We start from the raw sequence: 23,432 nt of genomic DNA on the forward strand, positions 1-23,432 counted from the left end.
AGGAGGAGACGTCCGGTGAGTGCTCGTGAGTGGATCGGTAAGGACTTCTACCGAGAGCTGGGCGTCTCCTCCGACGCGTCTCAGGACGAGATCAAGAAGGCCTACCGCAAGCTGGCGCGGGAGAACCACCCCGACGCCAACCCGGGTAACGCGGAGGCAGAGCAGAAGTTCAAGGCGGTGTCCGAGGCCTACGGCGTGCTGTCGGACCCTGCCAAGCGCAAGGAGTACGACGAGGCACGCCGCCTGTTCGGCGCGGGTGCCGGCACGGGCACGTTCAACTTCCCCGGCGGCGGCGGTTCGGGCACGTTCGACATGAGCGACCTGTTCGGCCAGGCGGCCGGTGGTGCCGGCGGCGGTGGGTTCGGCGGGCTCGGCGACATCCTCGGCGGCCTGTTCGGGCGCCGGGGTTCGGCGGGTGCGGCCGGTACCGCGGCCAGGGGCCAGCGGGGCGCGGACGTCGAGACCGACGTCCGGATCGACTTCGCCGAGGCGGTCAAGGGCGCGACCCTGCCGCTGCGGCTGTCGAGCCCGGCCACCTGCGGCACGTGCCACGGCAACGGCGCGCGGCCGGGCACCACGCCGAGGACCTGCCCGACCTGCGGTGGTTCGGGGCTGGTGAGCCGGAGCCAGGGCGCGTTCGCGTTCTCCGAGCCGTGCCGCGACTGCCGTGGCCGCGGCAAGATCATCGACGACCCGTGCCCGGAGTGCGGCGGCGAGGGCATCAGCACGCAGACCAGGACGCTCACCGTCCGGGTGCCCGCCGGTGTGGACGACAACCAGCGGATCCGGCTGGCCGGTCAGGGCGAGCCGGGCCGCGGCGGCGCGGCCGCCGGTGACCTCTACGTCCGCGTGCACGTCGCCCCGCATCCGGTGTTCGGCCGGTCGGGCAACGACCTGACGATCACCCTGCCGGTCAGCTTCCCGGAGCTGACGCTGGGCGCCACGGTGACCGTGCCGACGCTGGACGGGAGGGTGTCGCTGAAGGTGCCCGCCGGTACCGGCAACGGCCGGGTGCTGCGGGTGCGCGGCAAGGGCATCCACAAGCGCGACGGTTCGCAGGGCGACCTGCTGGTGACGCTTCAGGTCGCGGTGCCGTCGCGGCTGGACGCGGCCGAGCAGGAAGCGCTCGAGAAGTTCGCTGAGGCCGCGGCCAAGCACGATCCGAGGCCGGAAATCACGAAGATGCTCGGGGAGCGGTGATGACGTTCGGTGGGCTGCCCCACGGGGCCGACGAGGACACTCCGGTTTTCGTGATCTCGGTGGCGGCACAGCTGTCCGGCTTGCACGCGCAGACGCTGCGGTCCTACGACCGGCTCGGGCTGGTCTCGCCGGGCCGCAGCGCCGGTGGCGGCCGCCGCTACTCGATGCGGGACATCGCGTTGCTTCGCGAGGTGCAGCGACTGTCCCAAGAGGACGGGGTGAACCTCGCCGGGGTCAAACGCATCATCGAGCTGGAGAACCAGGTCGATGCGCTGCGCGCCCGGATCGGTGAGCTCACCGAAGAACTGGCGGCCGCGTACGCGGCGGCCGAACAGGCCGCCGCCGCGGTGCACGCCTCCTACCGCAAGGACCTGGTCCCGGTGCGGCAGGAGACGGCACTCGTCGTCTGGAAGCCGGGCCGCCGCAGGCGCTAACGCAGGTGCTCGGCGAAGAAGGCGAGGACCCGGCGCCAGGAGTCCTCGCTGGATTCGCGGTGGTAGCTGAAGCCGACGATCTTCCCGAGCACGTTGAGCGGGCCGAGATGGAACTGGTTGGCGAAGCTGTGCCCGGCGTCGGGATATTCCTTGACATCATGCGGAATCCCGCGGTCGGACAGCTCGCGTTCCAGTTTCGCGGCGGCGCCCCGCAACGATGGGTCCTTCTTCCCGAAGTTCGCCACCACCGGGCACGCACCGTCCAGAATGGACAGATCCTTGGGCAGCTGCCCGTAGTAGGGCGCGGAGGCGTCGAAGCCGCGGGTCGCGCCGACGAGCGCGAAGCCGCCGCCCATGCAGAACCCCACCACACCGACCTTGCCGGTGCAGTCCGGCCTGCCGGCCAGCGCTCCGCGCGCGGCGTCGAGGTCGTCGAACGCACGTCCCTTGCCCGCGGCCATTTCGCTGAACACCGATTTGACGCACCGCACGAATCCGCCGCGGGAGTACAGGTCCGGGCTCAGCGCCAGAAACCCGGCCGTGGCGAACCGGTCGGTGATGTTGCGCGCGTCGTCGGTCAGCCCGAGTGCGTCGTGCACGACCACCACGCCCGGCCACGGCGGATCACCCGCCGCCTCCTTGACGGGCTGGGCGAGGTAACCACGGATGGTGCCGTCCTTCACGGGAATGTCCATGGCCAGAGACTCTCACTCGGTGTAGGAGGCGATCCAGTCCGCGATGACGTCGACGCGCGAGGTGGTCTCGGCGTCCGCGTGCGGGCAGTCCGGGCCGGTGGACTCGACCGAGACGAGTTTGCCGCCGTCGCCGTCCGGCACGAAATAGGGCGCGCCCGAGTCGTAGGGGCAGGCGCTCGTGGTGCGCCGCGGGGCGAGGCCCACCACGCCCACGGACGTCGCGGCGACCTCGGACACGCGCATGATGCCCTGCTGCAGCTTGGTCGACGGGGCGGGGTTGGTCGAGGTCAGGCTGCCCCATCCGGCGAGGGTGACCCGCTGGCCGACGGTCGGCGCCGAGCCGTCGACCGACAGCGGCTCGATATCGGTGACGGGCTTGTCGAGTTTCGCGAGCGCGACGTCGTTCTTGCCGGACTGCCGCACCTCGGTGACGTTGCGGGTCTCGCCGGCGCCGTCTTCCTGCGCCGTCGTGCCGAGCAGCACGGAGGTCGCGTACGGCACCGGCCCGGAGACCGGGTTGCGGTCGACGTCGTGGAAGCAGTGCCCGGCGGTGATGATCCACTGCGGCGCGATCAGCGCGGCCGAGCAGGCACTGGCGTACGTCGTGCCGTCGGCGTTCGGGATCTCGGGCATGGTGAGCTTCGCGGCGAACTCGTACCTGCCCTCCGGCACGTCCGCGCCGTTCGCGACGGCGCCGGCGGGCGCGGCGGTGGCCAGCACGACACCGGCGGTGAGCAGAGCGGCGGACAGCGCGGCGCGCAAACGCATACAGGGTCCTCCAGATGAGGGCAGAACTACTACGAACCGTGTTCAACCGGATCGTAGCGGTTCTTGATCTTCACCTGAAAGTGATTCACCAACTGGTGCTCGAATGAGCGAAGCAGGTCGTCAGTCGATCGTGAACGGGTCGTAGCGGATCTGGTCCAGCGCGGTGCCCGCGACGAGCATTCGCGAGACCGTCGCCCTGATCATCGCGGGAGAACCCGACACCAGTACGTCGCATCCCGGCCAGGCGCCGAACTTCGTGACGACGTCGGCCAGCATGCCCTGCTCGCCCCCGGCCGGCGCCGGGCCGCTCTCGACCACGGGCGTGATCGTCAGCCACGGATTGCACGAGGCCATCATGCGAAGGCCCTCCAGCGCGTACAGGTCGTCGCGCGTGCGGCCGCCGTAGAACAACCGCACCTTCGGGTTCTCGCCCCACTGGGCCAGCCCGTCGAGCAGCGACTGCATGGGCGCGATCCCGGTGCCGCCCGCCACCATCAGCACGTCCCGGCCGGACTCCCGGTCGATCGAGAGCCGTCCCACCGGCGGCCCGATCCGCCAGACGTCGCCCTTCTGGGTGTGGCTCACGATCGCACGCGACACCCAGCCGCCGTCGACCGCGCGGACGTGGAACTCCAGCGAGCCGTCGGGCCGCGGCGCGTTCGCCGGCGACAGGTAGCGCCACAGCCGCGGCCGCTGCGGCACCTCGACGCTCAGGTACTGCCCGGCGAAGAACGGGATCTCCGCCTCCGGTTCCACGCGCACCATCGCCAGGTCCCAGCTCAGCCTGCGGTGATCGGCGACCAGCCCGGACCAGTTCGGCGGGTTGGTGTCGGAGGCGGCGGCCTCCTGCATCTGCCGCGCGATGATCGTGAACGCCTCGGCCCACGCCCGTTCGACGTCGGGCGTCCAGTCCGGGCCCAGCTGGGTCTTCATCGCGGCGAGCAGCGCCGTGCCGATCGCCTCGTAGTGCTTGGGGATGACGCCGAACTTGCGGTGGTCGCGGCCGAGCTGGCGCAGGAACGGCACCAGATCGTCGGGCTGGTCGACCATCTGCACCACGTGCACCAGTGCGCGCACCATCCGGTTGCGCTGCACTTCCATGTTGATGGGGAAGAAGTCGCGCGTGGCCGGGGCGAGGGTGAACAGCATCCCGTAGAAGAACTGCGTCACTTCCGGCAGGTACGGCTCGGCCTTCGCCCAGGAATCCCGAATGAGCCGGACCATTGCGGTAACGGCCGGCGGCGCCACCCGGTGTACGGACCGGGGGACGGGACTGACGGGTTCGGCGGTCATGGCTGTCGTAGTGCTCCGGGGTGCGCGTTCATGCTCGGGCTCGATTATTCACGAACGCGCAATAGCAGCGGTTCGCAGCGCAGCAGCAGGCCAGGAGGGCGACTACTGCGTGAAACGATCACGAATATTCCACCCTCATCAGTCAATAATCTGCCTGAAAGTGGGAAGGGTTTAGGTCGCAGAGTAACCGCACCTGGGCGTTTTGCCCGCAGAGTTGCTCCGTCCGGGTGGCAGAACAATATCGACTGGGTGACCCGCCTCACCTATACGATGCCCGCTTTATCCTGTTAGCAGCAGTATAGTTGTATGTGACAACCAATAATGCTTCAGCGGAGGCCCGGATGACCCTCAGCGAGGACGCGAGCCTCGAACTGATGCGGCAACTGCGCGTCGCCGGACAGCTCCAGCACGCCTGGATCAGCCAGTCCTGGCAGAGCGAGGAGGGCGGGCTGCATCCCGCGGCCGCGATGCTGCTGAGCGATCTCATGCAGCACGGCGAATCCAGGCCGTCCGAGCTGGCGAAACGCAAGATGGTCGACATCTCGGTGGTGAGCAGGCAGATCGCGCAGCTTGCCGCCGCCGGCCTGATCGACCGGCGCCCCGCCCCGGAGGACGGCCGCGCCGCACTGGTAAGTGTCTCGGCGGCCGGCGAGGCCATGATGAAGCGCTGGCGTCAGCAGCACATCGACTTCGTCCGCGGCGCCCTGCACGACTGGACCGATGACGAGGTCACCGCGCTGACGCAGCGGCTGGAGCTGATGAACGAGGCGCTGCGCGCCGCCGTCCGCCCCGTCGGCGGGATGGCCTGAACCCGCCGCTCACCCGGTCGCGGCGGGCAGCAGGCGCTCACGACGCCGTTCCTCTTCGAGGTCGTGCCGCCGCGCGTGCAGGAGCTGATCGAGCGTGATGACGCCCAGCGTCCGGCCCGGTTCGGCGGGATCGACGACGGGTGCCTCGGTGATCGAATGCTCGGCGAAGATGTTCGCCACCTCGCGCAGCGTGTTCTCGGGGAACACCACCGTCTCGCCCTCGGCCGGCCGCCCCGCGCCCTCGGTCATGACCTCGTGCGCGAAGAACGTCTCCAGCGGGTCCGTGCTGTACTCGCGGGTCAGGTGCAGGCCACGGCGCGCGATCTTCTCGGTGAGCACGGACCGTTTGAGCACCAGCGCCGACACCAGGTAGGCCGACACCGAGGCGATCAGCAACGGCAGCAGATCGCTCCACGCGTGGGTCAGCTCCAGCGTGAACACGACCCCGGTCAGCGGCGAGCGCATGACCCCGCCGACGACCGCGGCCAGGCCGGCCAGCGCCCAGAAGCCGGGGAAGACCTGCGGCAGCACCATTCCTTCGAGCGCACCCAGCGCCCCGCCGATCATGAACACCGGCGCGAGCACGCCGCCCGAGGTGCCGGAGCCCAGTGACAGTGCCCAGATCAGCGTCTTGACCGTGAGGATGCCGACGATCAGGCCCATGGTCGCGCGGCCGGTGAGCAGGGTGTCGATGACGTCGTAGCCGACGCCGAGCGCGCGGGGTTCGAACAGGCCGCCCAGCCCGATGACCGCGCCGCCGATCATCGGCCACCACATCCAGTGCAGCCGCAGCTTGGCGAACGTGTCCTCGGCCAGGTAGACCAGCGCGGTGGCGCCGATGGCCAGCACACCGCCGGTCAGCCCGACCACCACCGTCAGCGCGGTCGGCAGCGCGCCGGGGTGCACGGTGGCCGAAACCGGGAAGACCGGGTTGCCGCCGAGGAGCCAGCCGCGGCACACCGTGGAGACCGACACGGCGGCGGCGACCGGGATCAGGCTGCGCGGACGCCACTCGAACAGCAGCAGCTCGACCGCGAGCAACACGGAGGCCAGCGGCGCGTTGAACGTCGCGGCCATCCCGCCGGCCGCACCGGCCACCAGCAGGGTTTTCCGCTCGTCCGCGGACAGCTTGAGCAGCTGGGCGAGGATCGAGCCGACCGCGCCGCCGGTCATGATGATCGGTCCCTCGGCACCGAACGGGCCACCCGAGCCGATGCTGATCGCCGCGGACACCGGCTTGAGCACCGCGACACGCGGCGAGACCCGGCTGCCGCCGACCAGGATCGCCTCGATGGCCTCGGGCATTCCGTGGCCGCGAATCTTCTCCGAACCGAACCGGGCCATCAGCCCGACCACGAGGCCACCGGCGACGGGGGCCAGCAGTACGAGCCACGGCGGCGCATGCGCGTCGGCGGGCGAGACCAGCCCGAACGCGACGCGCTGGTAGAAGACGAGGTTGGTGACCAGGCCGATGAGGTGCAGCAGCGTCCAGGCCGCACCCGCCGAGGCGGCGCCGATGCCGAAGGCGATGGCGGTGATCAGCAGTACCCGTGGCCGCAGGGTGAAGTCCCCGAGGTGGGCGGCCCGGTTCGGTACGGCGCTCACAGCGGCAGGGGCCCGGCGGCACCGACGGCCGGGACGTGGTCGCTGTTGCGGCAGAACTCGACGGCCGTTTCGACGGCCGCCGCGTGGTGCTCCGGCGACATCCGGTCGAGCACCGCGGCGAGCATTTCGTGCCGTCGGTCCAGCACGTCGGTGACCAGCCGCCTGCCGCGCTCGGTCACGTCGAGGGTCACCACACTGCGGTTGCGCTCGTCGGTTCCCCGCTCCACCAGGCCGGCCTTGGCCAGCCGGTCGACGGTGCGGGTCACGGCGGAGGCGCCCTGCCGCAGCTCACCGGCCAGCTTCGTGGACGGGACCCGGCCGAGACCGGCAAGGGTGAGCAGCAGACGGAACTGGGGCAGGCTCACCTGCCCGTCCAGCACGTCGAGACTCTCCAGCGAGATCCCGACCAGTGCACGGGTCAGGACCTCGAACGCCGCCACATCATCTCTGGTCTTCACGACGGCAAATGTTGTCATGAGCAATTATTTCGTGGCAACAGAAAGTGGCGGGCGCCGCACTTCCGTTCTGCGCCAAGATGGAGTCCATGGGCCGACTCATCTACAGCGGGATCATGTCGCTGGACGGGTACACCACCGACCGCGACGGCGAGTTCGACTGGAGTGCGCCCGACGAGGAGGTGCACGCGTTCATCAACGACCTCGAGCGCCCGATCGGCACCTACCTCTACGGGCGCCGGATGTATGAGACGGTGGCGGTCTGGGAGACCGACCCCTCGCTCGCCGAAGGCCCGCCCGTGATGCGCGACTTCGCGCAGATCTGGCAGGCCGCCGAGAAGATCGTCTACTCCGGCACGCTGCTCGAGCCGCTGACGAAACGGACCCGGATCGAGCGCACGTTCGAGCCGGACACGGTCCGCGAACTGAAGGAGCGGACCGGCCACGACATCGAGATCGGCGGTCCGGAACTGGCGGCCCACGCCGTACGCGCCGGCCTCGTGGACGAGTACCACCTGTTCCTCAACCCGGTCGTCGTCGGCGGCGGCAAGCCGTACCTGCCCAGCGGCATGCACCGGGAGCTGGAACTGCTCGACCAGCACCGGTTCGCGAATGGGGTGGTCTTTCTGCGATATCGGCAGACTTGAGCGGAACACACTCAACTTTTCTGACGTTATGCATAGCGACGGCCGGTGTTGCAGGCTGTCAGCAGGCAAGACTTCGACATGGAGTGTGGGGATGGACGCTTTCAACCCGACGACGAAGACCCAGCAGGCGATCTCGTCGGCGGCACAGGCGGCGACCGTGGCGGGCAACCCGAGCATCGCACCGGCGCACCTGCTCGGCGCGCTGCTCGCGCAGAGCGACGGGATCGCCGGACCGCTGCTGACAGCGGTCGGCGCCGATCCGGCTCAGGTGCACAAGGAGCTCGAACCGATCACGAACGGACTGCCCTCGGCCACCGGCGCGACCGTGTCCACCCCCCAGTTCGACACCTACGCGCTCAAGTCACTGACCTACGCGCAGAAGCTCGCCACGGAGATGGGCGACGAGTACGTCTCCACCGAGCACCTCATGGTCGGCCTCGCCGCCGAGGGTGGCCAGGTCGCCGACCTGCTCAACCGGCACGGTGCCACGGCCGACGCGCTGCGCGAGGCGTTCACCAAGGTGCGCGGCTCGGCCCGCATCACCAGCCCCGACCCGGAGGGCACGTTCAAGGCGCTGGAGAAGTACGGCGTCGACCTCACCGAGCGCGCCCGCAAGGGCGAGCTGGACCCGGTCATCGGGCGCGACACCGAGATCCGGCGCGTGGTGCAGGTGCTGTCGCGCCGCACGAAGAACAACCCGGTGCTGATCGGTGAACCCGGTGTCGGCAAGACCGCGATCGTGGAGGGCCTCGCCCAGCGGGTCGTCGCCGGCGACGTGCCGGAATCGCTGCGGGGCAAGAAGGTCGTCGCGCTGGACCTCGGTTCGATGGTGGCCGGCGCGAAGTACCGCGGTGAGTTCGAGGAGCGGCTCAAGGCCGTGCTCAAGGAGATCACCGAATCGGCCGGCCAGGTCATCACGTTCATCGACGAGCTGCACACGATCGTCGGCGCCGGCGCGACCGGCGAGGGCGGTGCGATGGACGCGGGCAACATGATCAAGCCGATGCTCGCCCGCGGTGAGCTGCGGATGGTCGGCGCGACCACGCTGGACGAGTACCGCAAGCACATCGAGAAGGACGCGGCGCTGGAACGGCGCTTCCAGCAGGTGCTGGTCGGTGAGCCGTCGGTCGAGGACACCATCGGCATCCTGCGTGGCCTCAAGGAGCGCTACGAGGTGCACCACGGTGTCCGGATCACCGACGCCGCGCTGGTGTCGGCGGCGACGCTGTCCGACCGCTACATCACCGCGCGTTTCCTGCCGGACAAGGCGATCGACCTCGTCGACGAGGCCGCGTCCCGGTTGCGCATGGAGATCGACTCCCGGCCCGTCGAGATCGACGAGGTCGAGCGTGCCGTGCGCAGGCTCGAAATCGAAGAGATGGCGCTGGAAAAGGAAGAGGACGTCGTTTCGAAGGAACGGCTGGACGCGCTGCGTGCCGAGCTGGCGGAGAAGCGCGAGCAACTGTCCGCGCTGACCGCGCGCTGGCAGAACGAGAAGGGCTCGATCGAGAAGGTCCGCGACCTCAAGGAGCAGCTGGAGCAGCTGCGCGGCGAGGCGGACCGCGCAGAGCGCGATGCGGATCTCGGCCGGGCGGCCGAACTGCGCTACGGCAAGATCCCGGCGCTGGAGAAGGACCTCGAACTCGCGCAGGCTTCGACGGCCGAACGCGCCGACGTGATGCTCAAGGAAGAGGTCGGCGCGGACGACGTCGCCGACGTGGTGAGCGCGTGGACCGGCATCCCCGCCGGACGGTTGCTCGAAGGCGAGACCGGCAAGCTGCTCCGGATGGAGGAGGAGCTGGGCAAGCGGGTCGTCGGGCAGCGGGAGGCGGTGACCGCGGTTTCGGACGCGGTGCGCCGCACTCGTGCCGGCGTGGCCGACCCGGACCGGCCGACCGGTTCGTTCCTGTTCCTCGGCCCGACCGGTGTCGGCAAGACCGAGCTGGCGAAGGCGCTCGCGGAGTTCCTGTTCGACGACGAGCGGGCGATGACCCGCATCGACATGAGCGAGTACTCCGAGAAGCACAGCGTCGCGCGGCTGGTCGGCGCGCCGCCCGGCTACGTCGGCTACGACCAGGGCGGCCAGCTCACCGAGGCCGTGCGCCGGCGCCCGTACTCGGTCGTGCTGCTGGACGAGGTCGAGAAGGCGCATCCGGACGTGTTCGACGTGCTGTTGCAGGTGCTCGACGACGGCCGGCTGACCGACGGTCAGGGCCGCACGGTCGACTTCCGCAACACGATCCTGGTGCTGACCTCGAACCTCGGCTCGCAGGCGATCGCCGACGCGGCGATGGACGAGCGGCAGCGCAGGGACGCGGTGCTCTCGGTGGTGCAGCGGCACTTCAAGCCGGAGTTCCTGAACCGGCTGGACGACATCGTGGTGTTCCACGCGCTCGACACCGAGCAGCTGACGTCTATTGTGGACATCCAGGTGCGGCGGCTCGCCCAGCGCCTCGCGCAGCGGCGGCTCACTCTGGACGTCACCGACGGTGCACGCGAATGGCTCGCGCTCAACGGCTTCGACCCGATCTACGGCGCTCGTCCGCTGCGGCGGCTGGTGCAGTCGGCGATCGGCGACCAGCTGGCGAAGAAGCTGCTCGCGGGCGAGATCCGCGACGGCGACACCGTCCGGGTGGACGTCCCCGCCCTGGAGGCGAGCGACACGCTGACGGTGGTTCGCGCGTAAACCCGGGAGGTTCCGTCGTCGCCGAGGCGATCTGCCAACCTTGGCCACACTTGGCCACACTTGGCCACACTCAGACACACATGGCCACAGTGTGAAGAGTGACCAAGAGGTGACCCTTGGATACCGCGACGCTGATCGCACGCATGCGGCGGGTTGACGCCGAGCTGGCCGATGTCGAGGTGAAAGCCGCGGTGGGCGGGTTACCGGCTACGGTGCCCGAGACGGTGAGCGCATTCGCGAACGGGTCGGGCGGCACCCTTCTTCTCGGTATTGACGAGGAGAAAGGGTTCCACCCGGCTCCAGGGTTCGACGCGAGGGCCATCCGAGACGCGCTCGCCGGCGCATGCGCGGACAAGCTCGAGCCGCCGGTACGAGCACCGATCGAGGTGGAGGAGTTCGAGGGCGGCACGATCGTTCGGCTCGACGTAGCCGAACTGGATCCGGTCGAAAAACCGTCGTTCGTCAAAACGCGCGGAGTCTACGGTGGCTCGTTCATCCGTTCCGGCGACGGGGATCGTCGGCTCACGCATTATGAAACAACTCAGCTGCTGTCCAATAAGAGCCAGCCAACGCACGATCGCGAGCCCGTTGCCGAGGCAACCACCCAAGACCTGGACACCGATCTCCTAGCCGAATATCTGGCGCGCGTGCGCAAGGGATCTCCGGCCTTCCGCGAGATCGAGGACGAGACACTGCTGCGTCGCCTGGGTGTGCTGCGTCGCGATGTCGACGGCGTACTGCGCCCGACCGTCGCGGGACTGCTCTGCCTTGGCGAGTACCCACAGGAGTTCTTCCCGCAACTGTTCCTCTCGTTCGTCGTACTGCCGGGATCGACCATGGGCGAGACGTCGCCTGACGGAGCCCGGTTCCTGGACAACCGGACCATCACCGGCCCGATCCCGACCATGGTGGCCGATGGCATCGCAGCCGCGATCCAGAACATGCGCAAGGCGGCGGTCATCCGGGGCATCGGCCGGGAGGACCGGTACGACTACCCCCTCGATGTAATCCGTGAGCTCCTGGTGAACGCGTTGATGCACCGTGACTACAGTCCGGAAGCACGAGGCGCTCAGGTTCAGATCGAGCTCTATCCCGACCGCCTTGTGGTCAAGAGCCCGGGTGGCCTGTACGGGCCCATCACCCCCGAACAACTCGGCACCGACGACCAGGTGAACACCTCGCGTAATCAGACCCTGGCCGCGTTGCTTGTGGATATCACCTTGCCCGGATCTCGCGGAGAGTCACTATGTGAGAACCGCGGCTCTGGCCTACCGAGCGTCATGGCTGAGCTCCGGCGAGTAGGCATGAGCCCCCCGGAGTTCGATATTGGTCCCGGCCAGGTGACCGTGAAGCTCCCTCAACACGCCCTACTCGCTCCCGAAACCATTGAGTGGATCGGTTCGCTGGGGTTGGCCGGGCTTACCGACGAGCAGCACCTCGCACTCGCGATGATGCGCAACACCGGCCGGGTCACGAACGCGATGCTGCAAGCCTGGGGTGTTGACGTACTCGCCGCCGGACGGGCGGTTCACGATCTTGTCTCGCGCGGTATCGCGGTGCGCAGCGGGGGACGCCGTTACGCCAGCTACCACTTGGTGGAAGACCTGCCCACGCTCTTCGATTCCCTCACGACGGCGGGCGCATCGGACGGCCGGGCCACCGCCGTCGGCATCGAGGCCGAGCTTGATGCCGTGGTCCAGGCCATTCGTGCCGGCGACGTTACGCCGGCAGCTTTACGCGAACGGCTGGGGATCAGCCAGCGAACCCTGGCACGCCGCTTGGCCGAGCTGACCCGCCGGGGGGTAATCGCACCCACTCGTCCGGAACGCAGCAGTCGCCAGACTTACCGCATCGAGCAAAGGTGACGAATCAGTCTGCGCGGCAGTTCGTTCGGCCGGTCAGGCCGGCACACTAACGAGTGGTGACGACACGGCCCGCTGATCTTGGTTCAGCGGGCCGTGGCGATACCCTGGGCGCGTGGGTATTCCAGCGTGGGTCTGGTTCGTCATCGCCGCCGTCGCACTGGTGGCCGGGCTGGTGCTGCTCGCCGCCGACCGGACCAGAGAGGGTTCGCGTAACCGCGAGCGCCAGCGCTGGGCCGACCTGCGCGGATGGCAGTTCGTCGAGGAGGACGAGCGGCTCGCCAGGCAGTGGTCCGGTGGCGCGATCGGGTACTTCGGCGCCGAGACGGCGGTCAACGTCGTCGCCGGTTCGACCTTCACCTCCGACGGCCGCCGTCCGGTGTTCGTGTTCGACATCGAGGCCGACGGCCAGATACCCGCCGTCGTGGTCGCCGTGCGCTGCAACCGCGTGCACCCGGTGCTCGTGGAGCTGTGGCTGGCGAGCGTGCCGTTCCAGCGTGCCGACATGCCGGAGTTGCTCGGACCCGTCGGCCAGCGGTACGCGTTCGCCGACGACCCCGAGGGCGCCCGCCGCGTGATCACGCAGGAGCTCGTGGACGCCGCGGACGCGCTCGGCGGTGACGTCGGCGTGGCGTGGCTGGAGAACGAGTGGGTGCTCGCGAGCGTCGCCCCGCAGGCCGGACCGTCCAGGTTGGAGCGGTTGCTGCGCGACCTCGGCGAGATCGCCGACATCGTCGACCCTTTCGACGATGAGGGCAGCGGCCGGCACTGGCAGCAGGCCCCGGCGCCCTCTTCCGCCACCGCGCACCAGCCCCCGCAAAACCCCCAGGACCACCAGCAGGGTCCGGCGTGACCGCCTCGCTGGTCACCGGCGCGAGCTCCGGGCTCGGCGCCGAGTTCGCCCGCAAACTCGCGCGCGAGGGCAGTGACCTCGTGCTCGTGGCGCGCGACAAGCAGCGGCTGGAAGCGCTGGCGAACGAACTGTCCGAGCGCTACCGCGTCAACGCGACCGTGCTGCCCGCCGACCTCGCCACCGCCGAGGGGCGCGCGCTGGTCGCCGACCGGCTCGCGAAGGACCCGGTGGACCTGCTCGTGAACAACGCCGGGATCGGGCTCGCGGGCGAGTTCTGGACCGCTTCGCAGGAAGACCTGCAACGCCAGCTGGACATCAACGTGACCGCCGTGCAGCAGCTGACGCGGGCGGTGCTACCGGGCATGATCGAACGCGGCAGCGGCGACATCATCAACGTCTCCAGCGTGGCCGGGTTCTTCTCCGGCCGCGGCTCCACCTACACCGCGAGCAAGAACTGGGTCACCGCGTTCACCGAGGGCATCGCGGCCGCGCTGCCGCCGGGACTGCGGATGATGGCACTGTGCCCGGGCTTCGTCAGCACCGAGTTCCACGACCGGGCCGGGCTGGAAAAGGCGGGCCCGAAGTGGTTCTGGCTCAAGGCGGACCGCGTGGTCGCCGACGCGCTCGCGGATCTGCGGCGCGGCAAGGTCATCTCGATCCCGAGCGTCCAGTACAAGGTCGTCGTCTTCGTCGGCGGCCTGCTGCCGAGGACACTGCTGCGGCGCATCAGCGGGTTGGTCGCGGGTCGCGACCGGACCTAGACCCGGTTCGTGCAAGACTCGCGGTGTGCAGACTCCCGGGTTGGATCAAGCGGCAAAACTCGAACTGGCCAGGCTCGTCACCGAGCTTTCGGTGGTGCACGGCAAGGTCACGCTGTCCTCGGGCAAGGAAGCCGACTACTACATCGATCTGCGGCGCGCGACGCTGCACCACGCGGCGGCGCCCCTCATCGGCAAGCTGCTGCGCCAGCTGACGGCCGACTGGAACTACGTCGCCGTCGGTGGGCTCACCCTCGGCGCGGACCCGGTCGCCACCGCGATGCTGCATTCCGCCGCGGCCGACGGCATGGTGCTGGACGCGTTCGTGGTCCGCAAAAGCGCCAAGGAGCACGGGATGCAGCGCAGGATCGAGGGCATGGAGGTCGCCGGGCAGCGGGTACTGGCGGTCGAGGACACCTCCACGACCGGCGGCAGCGTGCTCACCGCGGTCGAGGCGCTGCGCGAGGCGGGCGCGACCGTCGTCGGCGTGGCCACCGTGGTCGACCGCGACACCGGTGCGCGCGAGGCCATCGAGAAGGAAGGCCTGGCCTATCGCTACCTTCTGGATCTGGACGATCTCGGACTGAAGTAAACCCATATCCCGGGTGATCAACACCACCCCCTGGAGTGGACCCCAGATCAATTTATCGACGTGTCTCAGGGAATCCGGAGTAACGTCGGATGTAAGGGGTTTGTGAAAGGGGGCGGGCTGGGGTGTCCATCGCGAGAGTGCTGGCCGATGTCACGGTCGGCGTACACATACTGGCGCTGCTGTACATCGGCCTTGGTGGTTTTCTTGCGTGGCGATGGCCGAAAAGCATTTTCGTGCACATCTTCTTCGCGGTGTGGGGCGTCGCGGTGAACGTCTTCCCCATTCAGTGCCCGCTGACCGCGCTGGAGGACTACTTCCGCAGTGTGCAGGGGCTGGGGCCGCTCCCGGGCGGGTTCAACGCCTACTACATCTACGGCACGATCTTCCCGCAGTCGATGTTGCCGCTGGTCGCGGCCGCCGCGTTGGCGATACTGGTCTTCTCCTACGTCGGCGCCTACCACCGCTGGCGCCACCGTGACGGGGCTCCGGCGCACCGGGTCCGTCAGGTCTGAGCACCTCGGGGAACGGCGCGACCGGCCGGGTGCGGCACCTCGCGTGACACTGAGCGAAAATCGTCCGGTGGAGTTGGATGAGGCCGGACCTACCGAGTGGACCGGACGCGAAGAGGTCGGCGTCGGGCCCTGGACCGGCGAATGGCCCGCTGAGGACCGGTACGACCCGGAACTGCTCGCGAACGGCGACCGCCGCAACGTGGTGGACGCCTACCGCTACTGGCGGCGCGAGGCGATCGTCGCCGATGTGGACACGCGGCGGCATCCCTTCCACGTGGCGATCGAGAACTTCCAGCACGACCACAACATCGGCACGGTGGTCCGTACCGCGAACGCGTTCGCCGCGGCCGCCGTCCACATCGTCGGTCGGCGGCGCTGGAACCGGCGCGGCGCGATGGTCACCGACCGGTACCAGCATCTGGAGCACCATCCGGACGTCGCCGGCCTGCTGACGTTCGCGGCCGCGCGGGACCTCGCGATCGTCGCCGTGGACAACACCCCGGGCGCTCGGCCCGTCGAAACCGCGGAACTGCCGCGCGACTGCGTCCTGCTGTTCGGGCAGGAGGGGCCGGGCCTGTCGGCGGAGGCGCAGGAGGCGGCCTCGCTCGTGGTGTCCATCGCGCAGTTCGGGACCACGCGGTCGATCAACGCCGGTGTCGCGGCCGGCATCGTGATGCACACCTGGATCCGGCAGCACGCCGATCTAGCCAAGGCCTGGTGACACCTCCACCGGGATTCCGTTGAGCACCGCGGTGCCCGACAGCGCGTCGAGCAGCGTTTCGTCGGCGACCAGGTTGCTGTTGACCCCCGCGTGCGCGGCGGCGACGGCGGCTTTCGTGCCCGGCTGGTCGTGGCCCCACCCGTGCGGAATGCTCACCACGCCGGGCCGGATCTCGTCGCTCACCTCGACCGGCACCTCCAGTTTCCCGGTCTTGGAGTTGACCACCGCGAGCCCGCCGTCGGTGAGGCCGAGGCGTCGCGCGTCCTGCGGGTGCACCAGCATCGTGCACCGGTTCTGCCCGCGCACCAACGGTTCGAGGTTGTGCATCCACGAGTTGTTCGAGCTCAGCTGCCTGCGTCCGATGAGCACCATGCCCTCCGCGCCGCTCCGCAGTTCGGCGGCCAGCCTCGGCACGTCCGAGATGATGGCGTCCGGCGCGAGTTCGATCTTGCCGCTCGCGGTACTCAGGATGTCCGGCAGACGCGGCTCGAGCGGGCCCAGGTCCACACCGTGCGGCGCGGCTTCGAGGTCGGCCAGTGTCAGCTCGTAGGGACCGGCGCGCAGCATGAGGTCGAGCAGCCGTTCGGGTCCGGTCCGGTCGCCGGCCACCGCCGGATCGAGACCGCTGCGCTGCGCGATCTGTGCCGCGGCAAAGGAATCCAGCGCCGCGATGTCGACGCCGGCACCCCGTCCGGTGACGATTCCGGTGAGCCGCAACAGGGTTTCCCACTCCTGCGGCACCTCGGACGGCACCGCGGCCGGGGTGTAGTTCGCGACGTTGCGCACGGCGAGCTGGTACAACGCGATGTCGTAGTGCGAGCGCTCCAGCGGCGTCGGGCCCGGCAGGATCACGTCCGCATGCCTGGTGGTCTCGTTGAGATAGACGTCCAGCGACAGCATGAAATCCAGCTGTGCCAACGACTCCGCGAGCCGGTCGGCGTTGGGCGAGCTCAGGCACGGGTTGCCCGCCATAGTGATCAGCGCCCGGATGCGCCCCTCGCCCGGGGTGCGGATCTCATCGGCCAGCGTCGCGACCGGCAGCTCGCCGTACACTTCGGGCAGCCCGCGCACCCGGCTCTTCCAGCGTCCGGTGGTGAACGGCCGCCGCTTCCCGGCAGCGCTGTTGGCCTGACCGACCGCGGCGAGCGGGAACATCGCGCCGCCCGGGCGGTCGAGGTTGCCGGTGAGCACGTTGAGCACGTCGACGAGCCAGCTGTTGAGCGTGCCGAACGCCTGTGTGGTGGTCCCGATCCGGCCGTACACCGCGCCGCTTTCGGCGGCCGCGAGTTCTCTTGCCATGCGGCGGATCTCGCCCGCCTCGACGCCGGTGACGGGCGCGACCGCCTCGGGCGGAAACTCCCGCGCCAGCTCCGCGACCCGCTCGACCCCGTTGACCGGCTCGACCGGGGTGGTGAGGTTCTCCTCGAACAGGACGTTGACCAGCGCGAACAACAGCAGGGCGTCGGTGCCGGGGCGGATCGCGTGGTGCTCGTCGGCGACCTGCGCGGTGCGGGACCGCCGCGGATCGACCACGACGACCTTGCCGCCGCGCTCGCGGATCGCCCGCAGCCTGCCCCGCATGTCCGGGGCCGTCATCAGGCTTCCGTTGGACACCAACGGATTCGCGCCGAGCATCAGCAGGTGCCGCGTGCGGTCCACGTCCGGCACGGGGATGGTGAAGCCGTCACCGAAGAGGTAGCCGGAGGAGTAGTGCTTCGGCAGCTGGTCGACGCTGCCCGCGGTGTAGAAGTTCTTCGTGCCCAGCGCTTTGAAGAACACGCGGCTGTAGAGCGCGCTCGCGAGGTTGTGCACCGTCGGGTTGCCGACGTACGCCGCGATCGTGTCGCGCTCGGCGAGCAGCGGGGTCAGTCGTTCTTCGACGACCGCGAACGCCTCTTCCCACGACACCTCGACGAACTCGCCGTCCCGCTTGACCAGCGGCGCACGGAGACGGTCGGGATCGTGGTGCAGCGCGCCGATCGAGGCGCCCTTCGGGCAGATGTAGCCCTTGGAGAAGACGTCTTCGGCGTCTCCGCGCACGCCGGTCACCCGGCGGCCGTCGAGTGTGACATCGAGACCGCACGTGGCCTCGCACAAGGGACAGGTCAGCAGCGCGGAGCGCTTCCGTTGAGGGTGGTGGTGGGCGACGGGCGGGGAGGTCGGCAGCGCCATGGGACCGAGCCTAGACAGACCGTGCGGTATGTCTAGGGCCAATTCATGATGGACCTATGCATCGCGAGTGGGCCGCCGCGGCGGAGCGGGCGATCGTCACGCGGCATTTGCGCAGGGTATGGGGGTTGCCAGGCACGGTGCTGGGCCGCAGCGGCTGGCCGCCGACCCCGGATCAGCGCGTGCACTGGCACTGGAACTACTGGTGGCAGGCCCATCTGCTGGACTGCCTCATCGACGCGCAGCACCGCGATCCCACCCCGGCACGCGCCGCGACGATCGACCGGTTCGTCTCCTCGGTCCGGCTGCGCAACTTCGGCAAGTGGACCAACGAGTACTACGACGACATGGCCTGGCTCGGCCTGGCGCTGCACCGCACCGGCCACGACGTCGAGATGATCCTCGCCGAACTGCGCGGTGCGTGGACGCCGGAGGGCGGCGGCGGGATCTGGTGGCGCAAGCACGACCGGTTCAAGAACACCCCGTCCAACGGCCCGGCCGCGATCCTGCACGCCCGCACCGGCGACATCGCGCGCGCACGCGAGCTGTTCGAATGGCTGGAGGCGACGCTGGTTGATCCCGCCACCGGGCTCGTCTGGGACGGGTTGCATGTGGACAGTGGCGAGCTGGTGCAGGTCATTTACACCTACTGCCAAGGAGTTTTCCTCGGTACCTGTCTTGAACTGTCCGAAATGGAGGCGGCCGCGCGCACGGTTCGCGCGGTGGCGGCACACTGTGCGCCCGGCGGGGTGCTGATGGGCCAGGGCGGTGGCGACGGCGGCCTGTTCGCCGGGATCCTCGCGCGGTATCTCGCCCTTGCGGCGCAACGGATTCCGCCCGGCGCCGAAGCCGATGCGGCGCGCGAACTGGTGCTCGGCTCGGCCCGCGCGTGCTGGGAGGGTGCGGTCGAAGCCCCGGGCGGGCCGTTGTTCAGCGCCGACTGGTCCACACCCGCACCGCGCTCGCCGGTCGGTGATCCGGCGCGCGACCTGTCCGTTCAGGTCGGCGCCTGGCTGCTATTGGAAGCGGCGGCGACGCTCAGCAGCCACACGACTCGCGATGCATGAGCTTCGGTGGCAGCCTGCGGGTCTCCGTCGGCCGGTCCGGATTCGCGATGCGGGCCAGCAGCAGGCGCACCGCGTTGCGGCCGATTTCCTCGATGGGCTGCGCCATCGTGGTCAGCGGCGGTTCGACGAGATCGGCCCACTCCGCGTCGTCGTAGCCCACGACCGCCAGATCCGTGCCGACCTTCAGGCCCATGCGGCGCGCCTCGTGCAGCACGCCGACCATCATGCTGTCGTTGCCGACCACGAGCGCCGTCGGCGGTTCCGGAAGGCCGCACAACGCGCGTAGCGCCTCAGCGCCACCCTCCCGGGAGGACCGTCCCGACGCGACCAGTTCCGGATTCCACGACAGCCCACCGCGGCCGAGGCCCAGCCGGTAGCCCAGGACGCGTTCCTCGCTGGTGCTCAGCCCGGGCGACCCGCTGACGAAGCCGATGCGCCGGTGCCCCTGCGCGGCGAGGTGCTCGGTGAGCGCCGAGGTGGACTGGATGTTCTCCACACCGACCTGGTCGACGTCCGTGCGCATCGTGACGCGGTCGACCAGCACCAGCGGCACACCGAGCGACACGAGTTCGTTGATGACCTTCCCGTCGCCCGGCGCCGGGGTGAGCAGCATGCCCTCGACGCGGCGGGAACGCAGCGTGCGCACGGTGTCGGTTTCCGTCTCGACGGAGTCGTGCGTGTCGGCCAGCAGCACCGTGTACCCGGCCAGCGCCGCCTCGCGTTCGATGGCCTGCATCAGCGCCGCGAAGTACGGGTTGGCCAGCAGCGAGATCGCGACCCCCAGCGAGCGCGTGCCCCCGGTGACCAGCGAGCGCGCGATGACGTCGCCCGTGTAGCCGGTTTCCTCGATCGCCGCGAGCACGGCGGCCTTGGTTTCCGGGGCCACCGGGCGCGTGCCGTTCACGACGTGTGAGACGGTGGTGATCGAGACTCCGGCCAGCTCCGCGATATCGCGCTGGGTCGGCCTGGTCGACTTACTCTGCGGCATGCACCTGCTCCCGTTCCCGGCAAGCGTTTGCGCAAACGCTTGCGGTGGAAGCATAGAGGTCTCTACCGTCCCGGTTCGTGACCGTCCTGCTCGCCGGCCTCTGCACGATCGACGTGGTGCAACGGGTCGATGAGCTGCCCGCCCCCGGCGAGAAGGTGCAGAGCCGGTCGGTGGACGTGGCGGCGGGCGGTCCCGCGACCAACGCGGCGGTCACGGTAGCCGCCCTCGGTGGTTCCGCCACGCTGCTGACCGCGCTCGGCACGCATCCGCTGGCCGCGCTCGCACGGGCGGATCTGGCCGCCTGCGGGGTCGACCTGATCGACGCGGCACCGGATGCCGAGGACCCGCCCGCGTTGAGCGCGGTGGCCGTCCGCGAGCGCGACGGCGAGCGGACCGTGGTTTCGCGGAACGCCGCCCAGTCGCTTGTGGCGCTGCCGGCTTTCGACGTGAAGGCACGCGCGGTACTGGTCGACGGGCATCATCCGGCGCTGGCGCTCGGTGCCGCACGGTGGGCGCGGGAGCGCGGGGTACCGGTGGTGCTGGACGCGGGCAGCTGGAAGCCGGTCTTCGAGGAGCTGCTGCCGCTGGTCGACTACGCGGCTTGTTCGGCGCGGTTCGCCGGATCCGCCTCGGGCTTGCTGGAGCGCGGCGTCGGCACCGTCGTGCTCACGGCCGGGCCGGACCCCGTGCGCTGGTGGACCGCGCGCGACTCCGGTGAGGTGCCGGTGCCCGTCGTCGAGGCGCGGGACACCCTCGGCGCGGGCGACGTCTGGCACGGCGCTTTCGCATACGGTCTAGGGAAATTCGAGCTGCCGGAGCTGATCCGGTTCGCCAACGAGGTCGCCGCCGAACGGGTGCGGCACAGCGGGCCCCGATCCTGGGTCCCACGGATAGGAGCACGATGACATCCTTCGACGAGCTGCTCAGCCGCGCCGAGGCCCTGGTGGCCAGGGGCGGCCGGACGATGCTGGGAATCGCGGGTTCGCCCGCTTCGGGCAAGACCACGCTCGCCCGCGGGATCGCCGACGCGCTCGGCACGCGGGCCGCGGTCGTCGGGATGGACGCGTTCCACCTCGCTCAGGTCGAGCTGCGGCGGCTCGGGCGGCTGGAGCGCAAGGGCGCGCCGGACACGTTCGACGGCTACGGCTACGTGCACCTGCTGCGCCGGCTCAGGGAGGCCAAGGAGACGGTCTACGCGCCGGAGTTCCGGCGGGAGATCGAGGAGCCGATCGCCGGTGCGGTCGCGGTCGCGCCGGAGGTCTCGCTCGTGATCACGGAAGGCAACTACCTGCTGGTCGACTCGGAGCCGTGGGGCGATGTGCGGGGGCTGCTGGACGAGGTGTGGTTCCTGGCGCCGGACGAGCCGGAACGCATCGAGCGCCTGGTGACGCGGCATCGCCGGTACGGGCGCACGCTGGTCGAGGCGCGGCAGCGAGCGCTCGGATCGGACCAGCGCAACGCCGATCTGGTGCAGCCGACGGCCGCGCGCGCGGACCTCGTGCTGGAGAACCTGCCGCTGGTGAACTTCGCGATCTGAGCCTGTGGAAAGACTCACGTTCCGGCTGGTGCGGGGACGGTTTCGGGTCGCGGGAATCCGCCCACGAGCAGCCGAGCGGCAGTTGTCCACAGGTTGTGGGGATAACTCGAAGTTGTCCACAGATTCTGTGGACAACGGTGGCGGGTGGTTTTGGTCGGTAGCCTTGTCGCTGGAGGGAGGGAACCCCGGAAAGGACGGCCCGCCGAAATGTCAACGCTGACCAGCGTGCATCACCTCGCGTTCACGGTGACCGACGTGGATCGCAGTGTTCCTTGGTACGAGCGGGTGCTGCAGCTGAAGGAAGTGGCGCGCCGGGAGGATCCGGAGACGGGGATCCGGAAGGTCATGATGCGCGCCGAGGCTGATGCCTTCTCGGTGGTCCTGGTGCAGCACCCGAACACCGAACGAGCCGATTTCGACGAACGGCGCACGGGCCTCGACCACGTGGCGTTCAAGGTGGAGTCCTACTTCGAGCTGAAGGAGTGGGAGCAGCGCCTGGCCGACTACGGGGTGACCTACACACCGGCGAAGGCCTCCCGCACCCTCCCCGGCTCGGCGGTGGTGGTGTTCCGGGACCCGGACGGCATCCAACTGGAAGTCTGGGCGGACCCGAACTCCTAACCGCGGCGCTCGCCTGGCTGGCGGCGTGCGGCGGCTGACCGGGGGCTGGCAGCCGACGGAGTCGGCCCGAGCGCCCAGCGACGGCGACAGCGGGAACGGCGAGCAACCCGAACGACCGCTCTACCCGCGACGGCGAAGCCGAGCCAGCAGAGCCCCAGCCAGACCTCTCCCCACCCCGATCCCCAGCCGCATGACGCCGCGCTCCGGCGTGTCAAGACTGGCCGAAGGCCACCGCGCCAGCGGCGCGAAGCGGTCTTGACACGCCCCGAGCGCGGCGTAACACCCTAAAAGGATCGGGGTGGGGAGAGGCACCGGCAGCCAAAGAACCCAACCAGCACCGAACAAACCCCCAAAGGCGAGGCCCCAGAACCTAAGCCGCCCGGCGAAGCTCCTCTGGATCGGCGTCCCGGCCGCTCCCGGTGTCCACCGGGCGCCGCATCTCCTGCCGGTACCGCACGATGCCGAACGCGGTGCCGCCCACGAAGAACGCGATCGACAGCCACATGACCACGCTCTTGACCCACGGGATGACGTCCAGCAGCCCGGCGCCGTAGTACCCGAGCAGCACCAGCGTCGGCACCCACAGCACACCACCGAGCGCGGTCGCGGTCAGGAAGCGGCGCGGGTCCATGCGTGCGGCGCCCGCGATGAGCGGCGCGAGCGTGCGCACCCACGGGATCCACCGCGCGGCGACGACGGCGAAGAAGCCCTTGCGGTCGAGGAACTCTCTGGCCCGATCCAGGTTTCCCCGGTTGAGCACACGACCACCGCGCCTGGCGATGAACTTGGTACCCGTGTGCCGCCCGATGTAATAACCGACCTGGTTGCCGACCACCGCGACCACGAGAGCCGCGATGGACAGCAGCCACGCGTTGGCGTCCGCGCCGTGCCCGGCGAGCACCACGCCCGCGGCGAACAACAGCGAATCGCCCGGCAGGAACAGGCCGATGATCAGCGCGCATTCGACGAACACGAAGCTGAGCACGATGACCCACACGAGCAGTGGGCCGGCGGTATCCAGCCAGCCCACACCGAGGCCTTCGGGGGCGGCGTAGACAGCACTCACTCCGCGAAGCCTACGTGCCGCCGCCGAACCTCACTCATCGGAAGGGTGGATTTCCCGTATCCGTTATCGAATTCCCCTAGGGTCCGGGTGCCGA

At 69.5% G+C, this 23,432-nt stretch carries 23 protein-coding genes; 15 read left to right on the forward strand and 8 right to left on the reverse strand.

The genetic code is table 11. The annotated features are described in order from the left end of the window. Positions 1–15 precede the first annotated feature (15 nt). Positions 16–1,200, forward strand: a complete 1,185-nt coding sequence (gene dnaJ, locus HFP15_RS23575; protein ID WP_168518909.1) for a molecular chaperone DnaJ — start codon at positions 16–18, stop codon at positions 1,198–1,200. Next, positions 1,200–1,634 (forward strand): heat shock protein transcriptional repressor HspR, encoded by a 435-nt coding sequence (locus tag HFP15_RS23580; protein ID WP_168518910.1) that lies wholly within the window; start codon positions 1,200–1,202, stop codon positions 1,632–1,634. Before dnaJ ends, HFP15_RS23580 begins: the two co-directional genes overlap by 1 nt. Here the strand turns inward: HFP15_RS23580 and HFP15_RS23585 are convergent. From HFP15_RS23585 to HFP15_RS23595, 3 genes are all read right to left on the reverse strand, one after another. After that, positions 1,631–2,329: a dienelactone hydrolase family protein gene (locus tag HFP15_RS23585; RefSeq protein ID WP_168518911.1), complete on the reverse strand. Its 699-nt coding sequence runs from the start codon at positions 2,327–2,329 to the stop codon at positions 1,631–1,633. The two genes, HFP15_RS23580 and HFP15_RS23585, sit on opposite strands and share 4 nt — an antisense overlap. A gap of 12 nt (positions 2,330–2,341) precedes the next feature. After that, a complete protein-coding gene (locus tag HFP15_RS23590) occupies positions 2,342–3,097 on the reverse strand; it encodes a S1 family peptidase (protein WP_168518912.1) in 756 nt (251 codons plus the stop codon). 120 nt (positions 3,098–3,217) lie between these two features. Further along, positions 3,218–4,390 (reverse strand): globin domain-containing protein, encoded by a 1,173-nt coding sequence (locus HFP15_RS23595; RefSeq protein WP_210717761.1) that lies wholly within the window; start codon positions 4,388–4,390, stop codon positions 3,218–3,220. Positions 4,391–4,731: 341 nt separating this feature from the next. Between HFP15_RS23595 and HFP15_RS23600 the strand changes: the two genes are divergently transcribed. Continuing rightward, entirely contained in the window at positions 4,732–5,199 is a 468-nt protein-coding gene (locus HFP15_RS23600) for a MarR family winged helix-turn-helix transcriptional regulator (RefSeq protein ID WP_168518914.1), read from the forward strand. A 9-nt stretch (positions 5,200–5,208) separates the two neighbouring features. On the opposite strand, the gene HFP15_RS23605 is transcribed toward HFP15_RS23600, so the two are convergent. Together HFP15_RS23605 and HFP15_RS23610 are read right to left on the reverse strand one after the other, a co-directional pair. Then, positions 5,209–6,804 (reverse strand): chloride channel protein, encoded by a 1,596-nt coding sequence (locus HFP15_RS23605; RefSeq protein WP_168518915.1) that lies wholly within the window; start codon positions 6,802–6,804, stop codon positions 5,209–5,211. Further along, positions 6,801–7,262 carry a MarR family transcriptional regulator gene (locus tag HFP15_RS23610; RefSeq protein WP_210717762.1) on the reverse strand — a complete coding sequence of 154 codons (462 nt, stop codon included), beginning with the start codon at positions 7,260–7,262 and terminating at the stop codon, positions 6,801–6,803. Before HFP15_RS23610 ends, HFP15_RS23605 begins: the two co-directional genes overlap by 4 nt. 86 nt (positions 7,263–7,348) lie before the next feature. Here HFP15_RS23610 and HFP15_RS23615 point away from each other — a divergent pair, with 86 nt between their 5' ends. The 8 genes from HFP15_RS23615 (at position 7,349) to HFP15_RS23650 (ending at position 15,890) form a co-directional block, all read left to right on the forward strand. After that, positions 7,349–7,906, forward strand: a complete 558-nt coding sequence (locus HFP15_RS23615; protein ID WP_168518917.1) for a dihydrofolate reductase family protein — start codon at positions 7,349–7,351, stop codon at positions 7,904–7,906. 91 nt (positions 7,907–7,997) lie between these two features. Further along, positions 7,998–10,592: an ATP-dependent chaperone ClpB gene (gene clpB, locus HFP15_RS23620; protein WP_168518918.1), complete on the forward strand. Its 2,595-nt coding sequence runs from the start codon at positions 7,998–8,000 to the stop codon at positions 10,590–10,592. Between the two features lie 116 nt (positions 10,593–10,708). Further along, complete coding sequence (locus HFP15_RS23625) at positions 10,709–12,457, forward strand: ATP-binding protein (protein ID WP_168518919.1); 1,749 nt, start codon at positions 10,709–10,711, stop codon at positions 12,455–12,457. 112 nt (positions 12,458–12,569) lie between these two features. After that, on the forward strand, positions 12,570–13,307 hold the full coding sequence (locus HFP15_RS23630) for a TtfA family protein (protein WP_168518920.1): 738 nt from the start codon (positions 12,570–12,572) through the stop codon (positions 13,305–13,307). Next, positions 13,304–14,068: an SDR family NAD(P)-dependent oxidoreductase gene (locus HFP15_RS23635; RefSeq protein ID WP_168518921.1), complete on the forward strand. Its 765-nt coding sequence runs from the start codon at positions 13,304–13,306 to the stop codon at positions 14,066–14,068. The genes HFP15_RS23630 and HFP15_RS23635 overlap by 4 nt, the downstream gene beginning before the upstream one ends. Before the next feature lie 25 nt (positions 14,069–14,093). Then, positions 14,094–14,657 carry an orotate phosphoribosyltransferase gene (pyrE, locus tag HFP15_RS23640; protein WP_168518922.1) on the forward strand — a complete coding sequence of 188 codons (564 nt, stop codon included), beginning with the start codon at positions 14,094–14,096 and terminating at the stop codon, positions 14,655–14,657. A 128-nt stretch (positions 14,658–14,785) separates the two neighbouring features. Beyond that, positions 14,786–15,169, forward strand: coding sequence for a DUF2784 domain-containing protein (locus HFP15_RS23645; protein WP_168518993.1), 384 nt, complete (start codon positions 14,786–14,788; stop codon positions 15,167–15,169). Between the two features lie 67 nt (positions 15,170–15,236). Beyond that, positions 15,237–15,890, forward strand: coding sequence for a TrmH family RNA methyltransferase (locus tag HFP15_RS23650; RefSeq protein WP_168518923.1), 654 nt, complete (start codon positions 15,237–15,239; stop codon positions 15,888–15,890). On the opposite strand, the gene HFP15_RS23655 is transcribed toward HFP15_RS23650, so the two are convergent. Continuing rightward, positions 15,873–18,062: a molybdopterin-dependent oxidoreductase gene (locus HFP15_RS23655; RefSeq protein WP_168518924.1), complete on the reverse strand. Its 2,190-nt coding sequence runs from the start codon at positions 18,060–18,062 to the stop codon at positions 15,873–15,875. The two genes, HFP15_RS23650 and HFP15_RS23655, sit on opposite strands and share 18 nt — an antisense overlap. 56 nt (positions 18,063–18,118) lie before the next feature. Here HFP15_RS23655 and HFP15_RS23660 point away from each other — a divergent pair, with 56 nt between their 5' ends. Beyond that, complete coding sequence (locus HFP15_RS23660; RefSeq protein WP_168518925.1) at positions 18,119–19,126, forward strand: glycoside hydrolase family 76 protein; 1,008 nt, start codon at positions 18,119–18,121, stop codon at positions 19,124–19,126. Here HFP15_RS23660 and HFP15_RS23665 read toward each other — a convergent pair. Further along, a complete protein-coding gene (locus HFP15_RS23665) occupies positions 19,098–20,114 on the reverse strand; it encodes a LacI family DNA-binding transcriptional regulator (RefSeq protein WP_168518926.1) in 1,017 nt (338 codons plus the stop codon). The genes HFP15_RS23660 and HFP15_RS23665 overlap by 29 nt on opposite strands. A 77-nt stretch (positions 20,115–20,191) precedes the next feature. Between HFP15_RS23665 and HFP15_RS23670 the strand changes: the two genes are divergently transcribed. The 3 genes from HFP15_RS23670 (at position 20,192) to HFP15_RS23680 (ending at position 22,272) form a co-directional block, all read left to right on the forward strand. Then, positions 20,192–21,019 carry a PfkB family carbohydrate kinase gene (locus tag HFP15_RS23670; protein WP_168518927.1) on the forward strand — a complete coding sequence of 276 codons (828 nt, stop codon included), beginning with the start codon at positions 20,192–20,194 and terminating at the stop codon, positions 21,017–21,019. Beyond that, positions 21,016–21,651, forward strand: coding sequence for a nucleoside/nucleotide kinase family protein (locus HFP15_RS23675; RefSeq protein ID WP_168518928.1), 636 nt, complete (start codon positions 21,016–21,018; stop codon positions 21,649–21,651). The genes HFP15_RS23670 and HFP15_RS23675 overlap by 4 nt, the downstream gene beginning before the upstream one ends. A 207-nt stretch (positions 21,652–21,858) precedes the next feature. Next, the gene (locus HFP15_RS23680) at positions 21,859–22,272 is read left to right on the forward strand and encodes a VOC family protein (RefSeq protein ID WP_168518929.1); all 414 of its coding nucleotides are present in this window, start codon (positions 21,859–21,861) and stop codon (positions 22,270–22,272) included. Between the two features lie 370 nt (positions 22,273–22,642). On the opposite strand, the gene HFP15_RS23685 is transcribed toward HFP15_RS23680, so the two are convergent. After that, on the reverse strand, positions 22,643–23,338 hold the full coding sequence (locus HFP15_RS23685) for a DedA family protein (protein WP_168518930.1): 696 nt from the start codon (positions 23,336–23,338) through the stop codon (positions 22,643–22,645). Between the last annotated feature and the right edge of the window lie 94 nt (positions 23,339–23,432).

It is taken from the genome of Amycolatopsis acididurans (assembly GCF_012328925.1).
In the GTDB taxonomy this organism is placed as follows: domain Bacteria; phylum Actinomycetota; class Actinomycetes; order Mycobacteriales; family Pseudonocardiaceae; genus Amycolatopsis_E; species Amycolatopsis_E acididurans.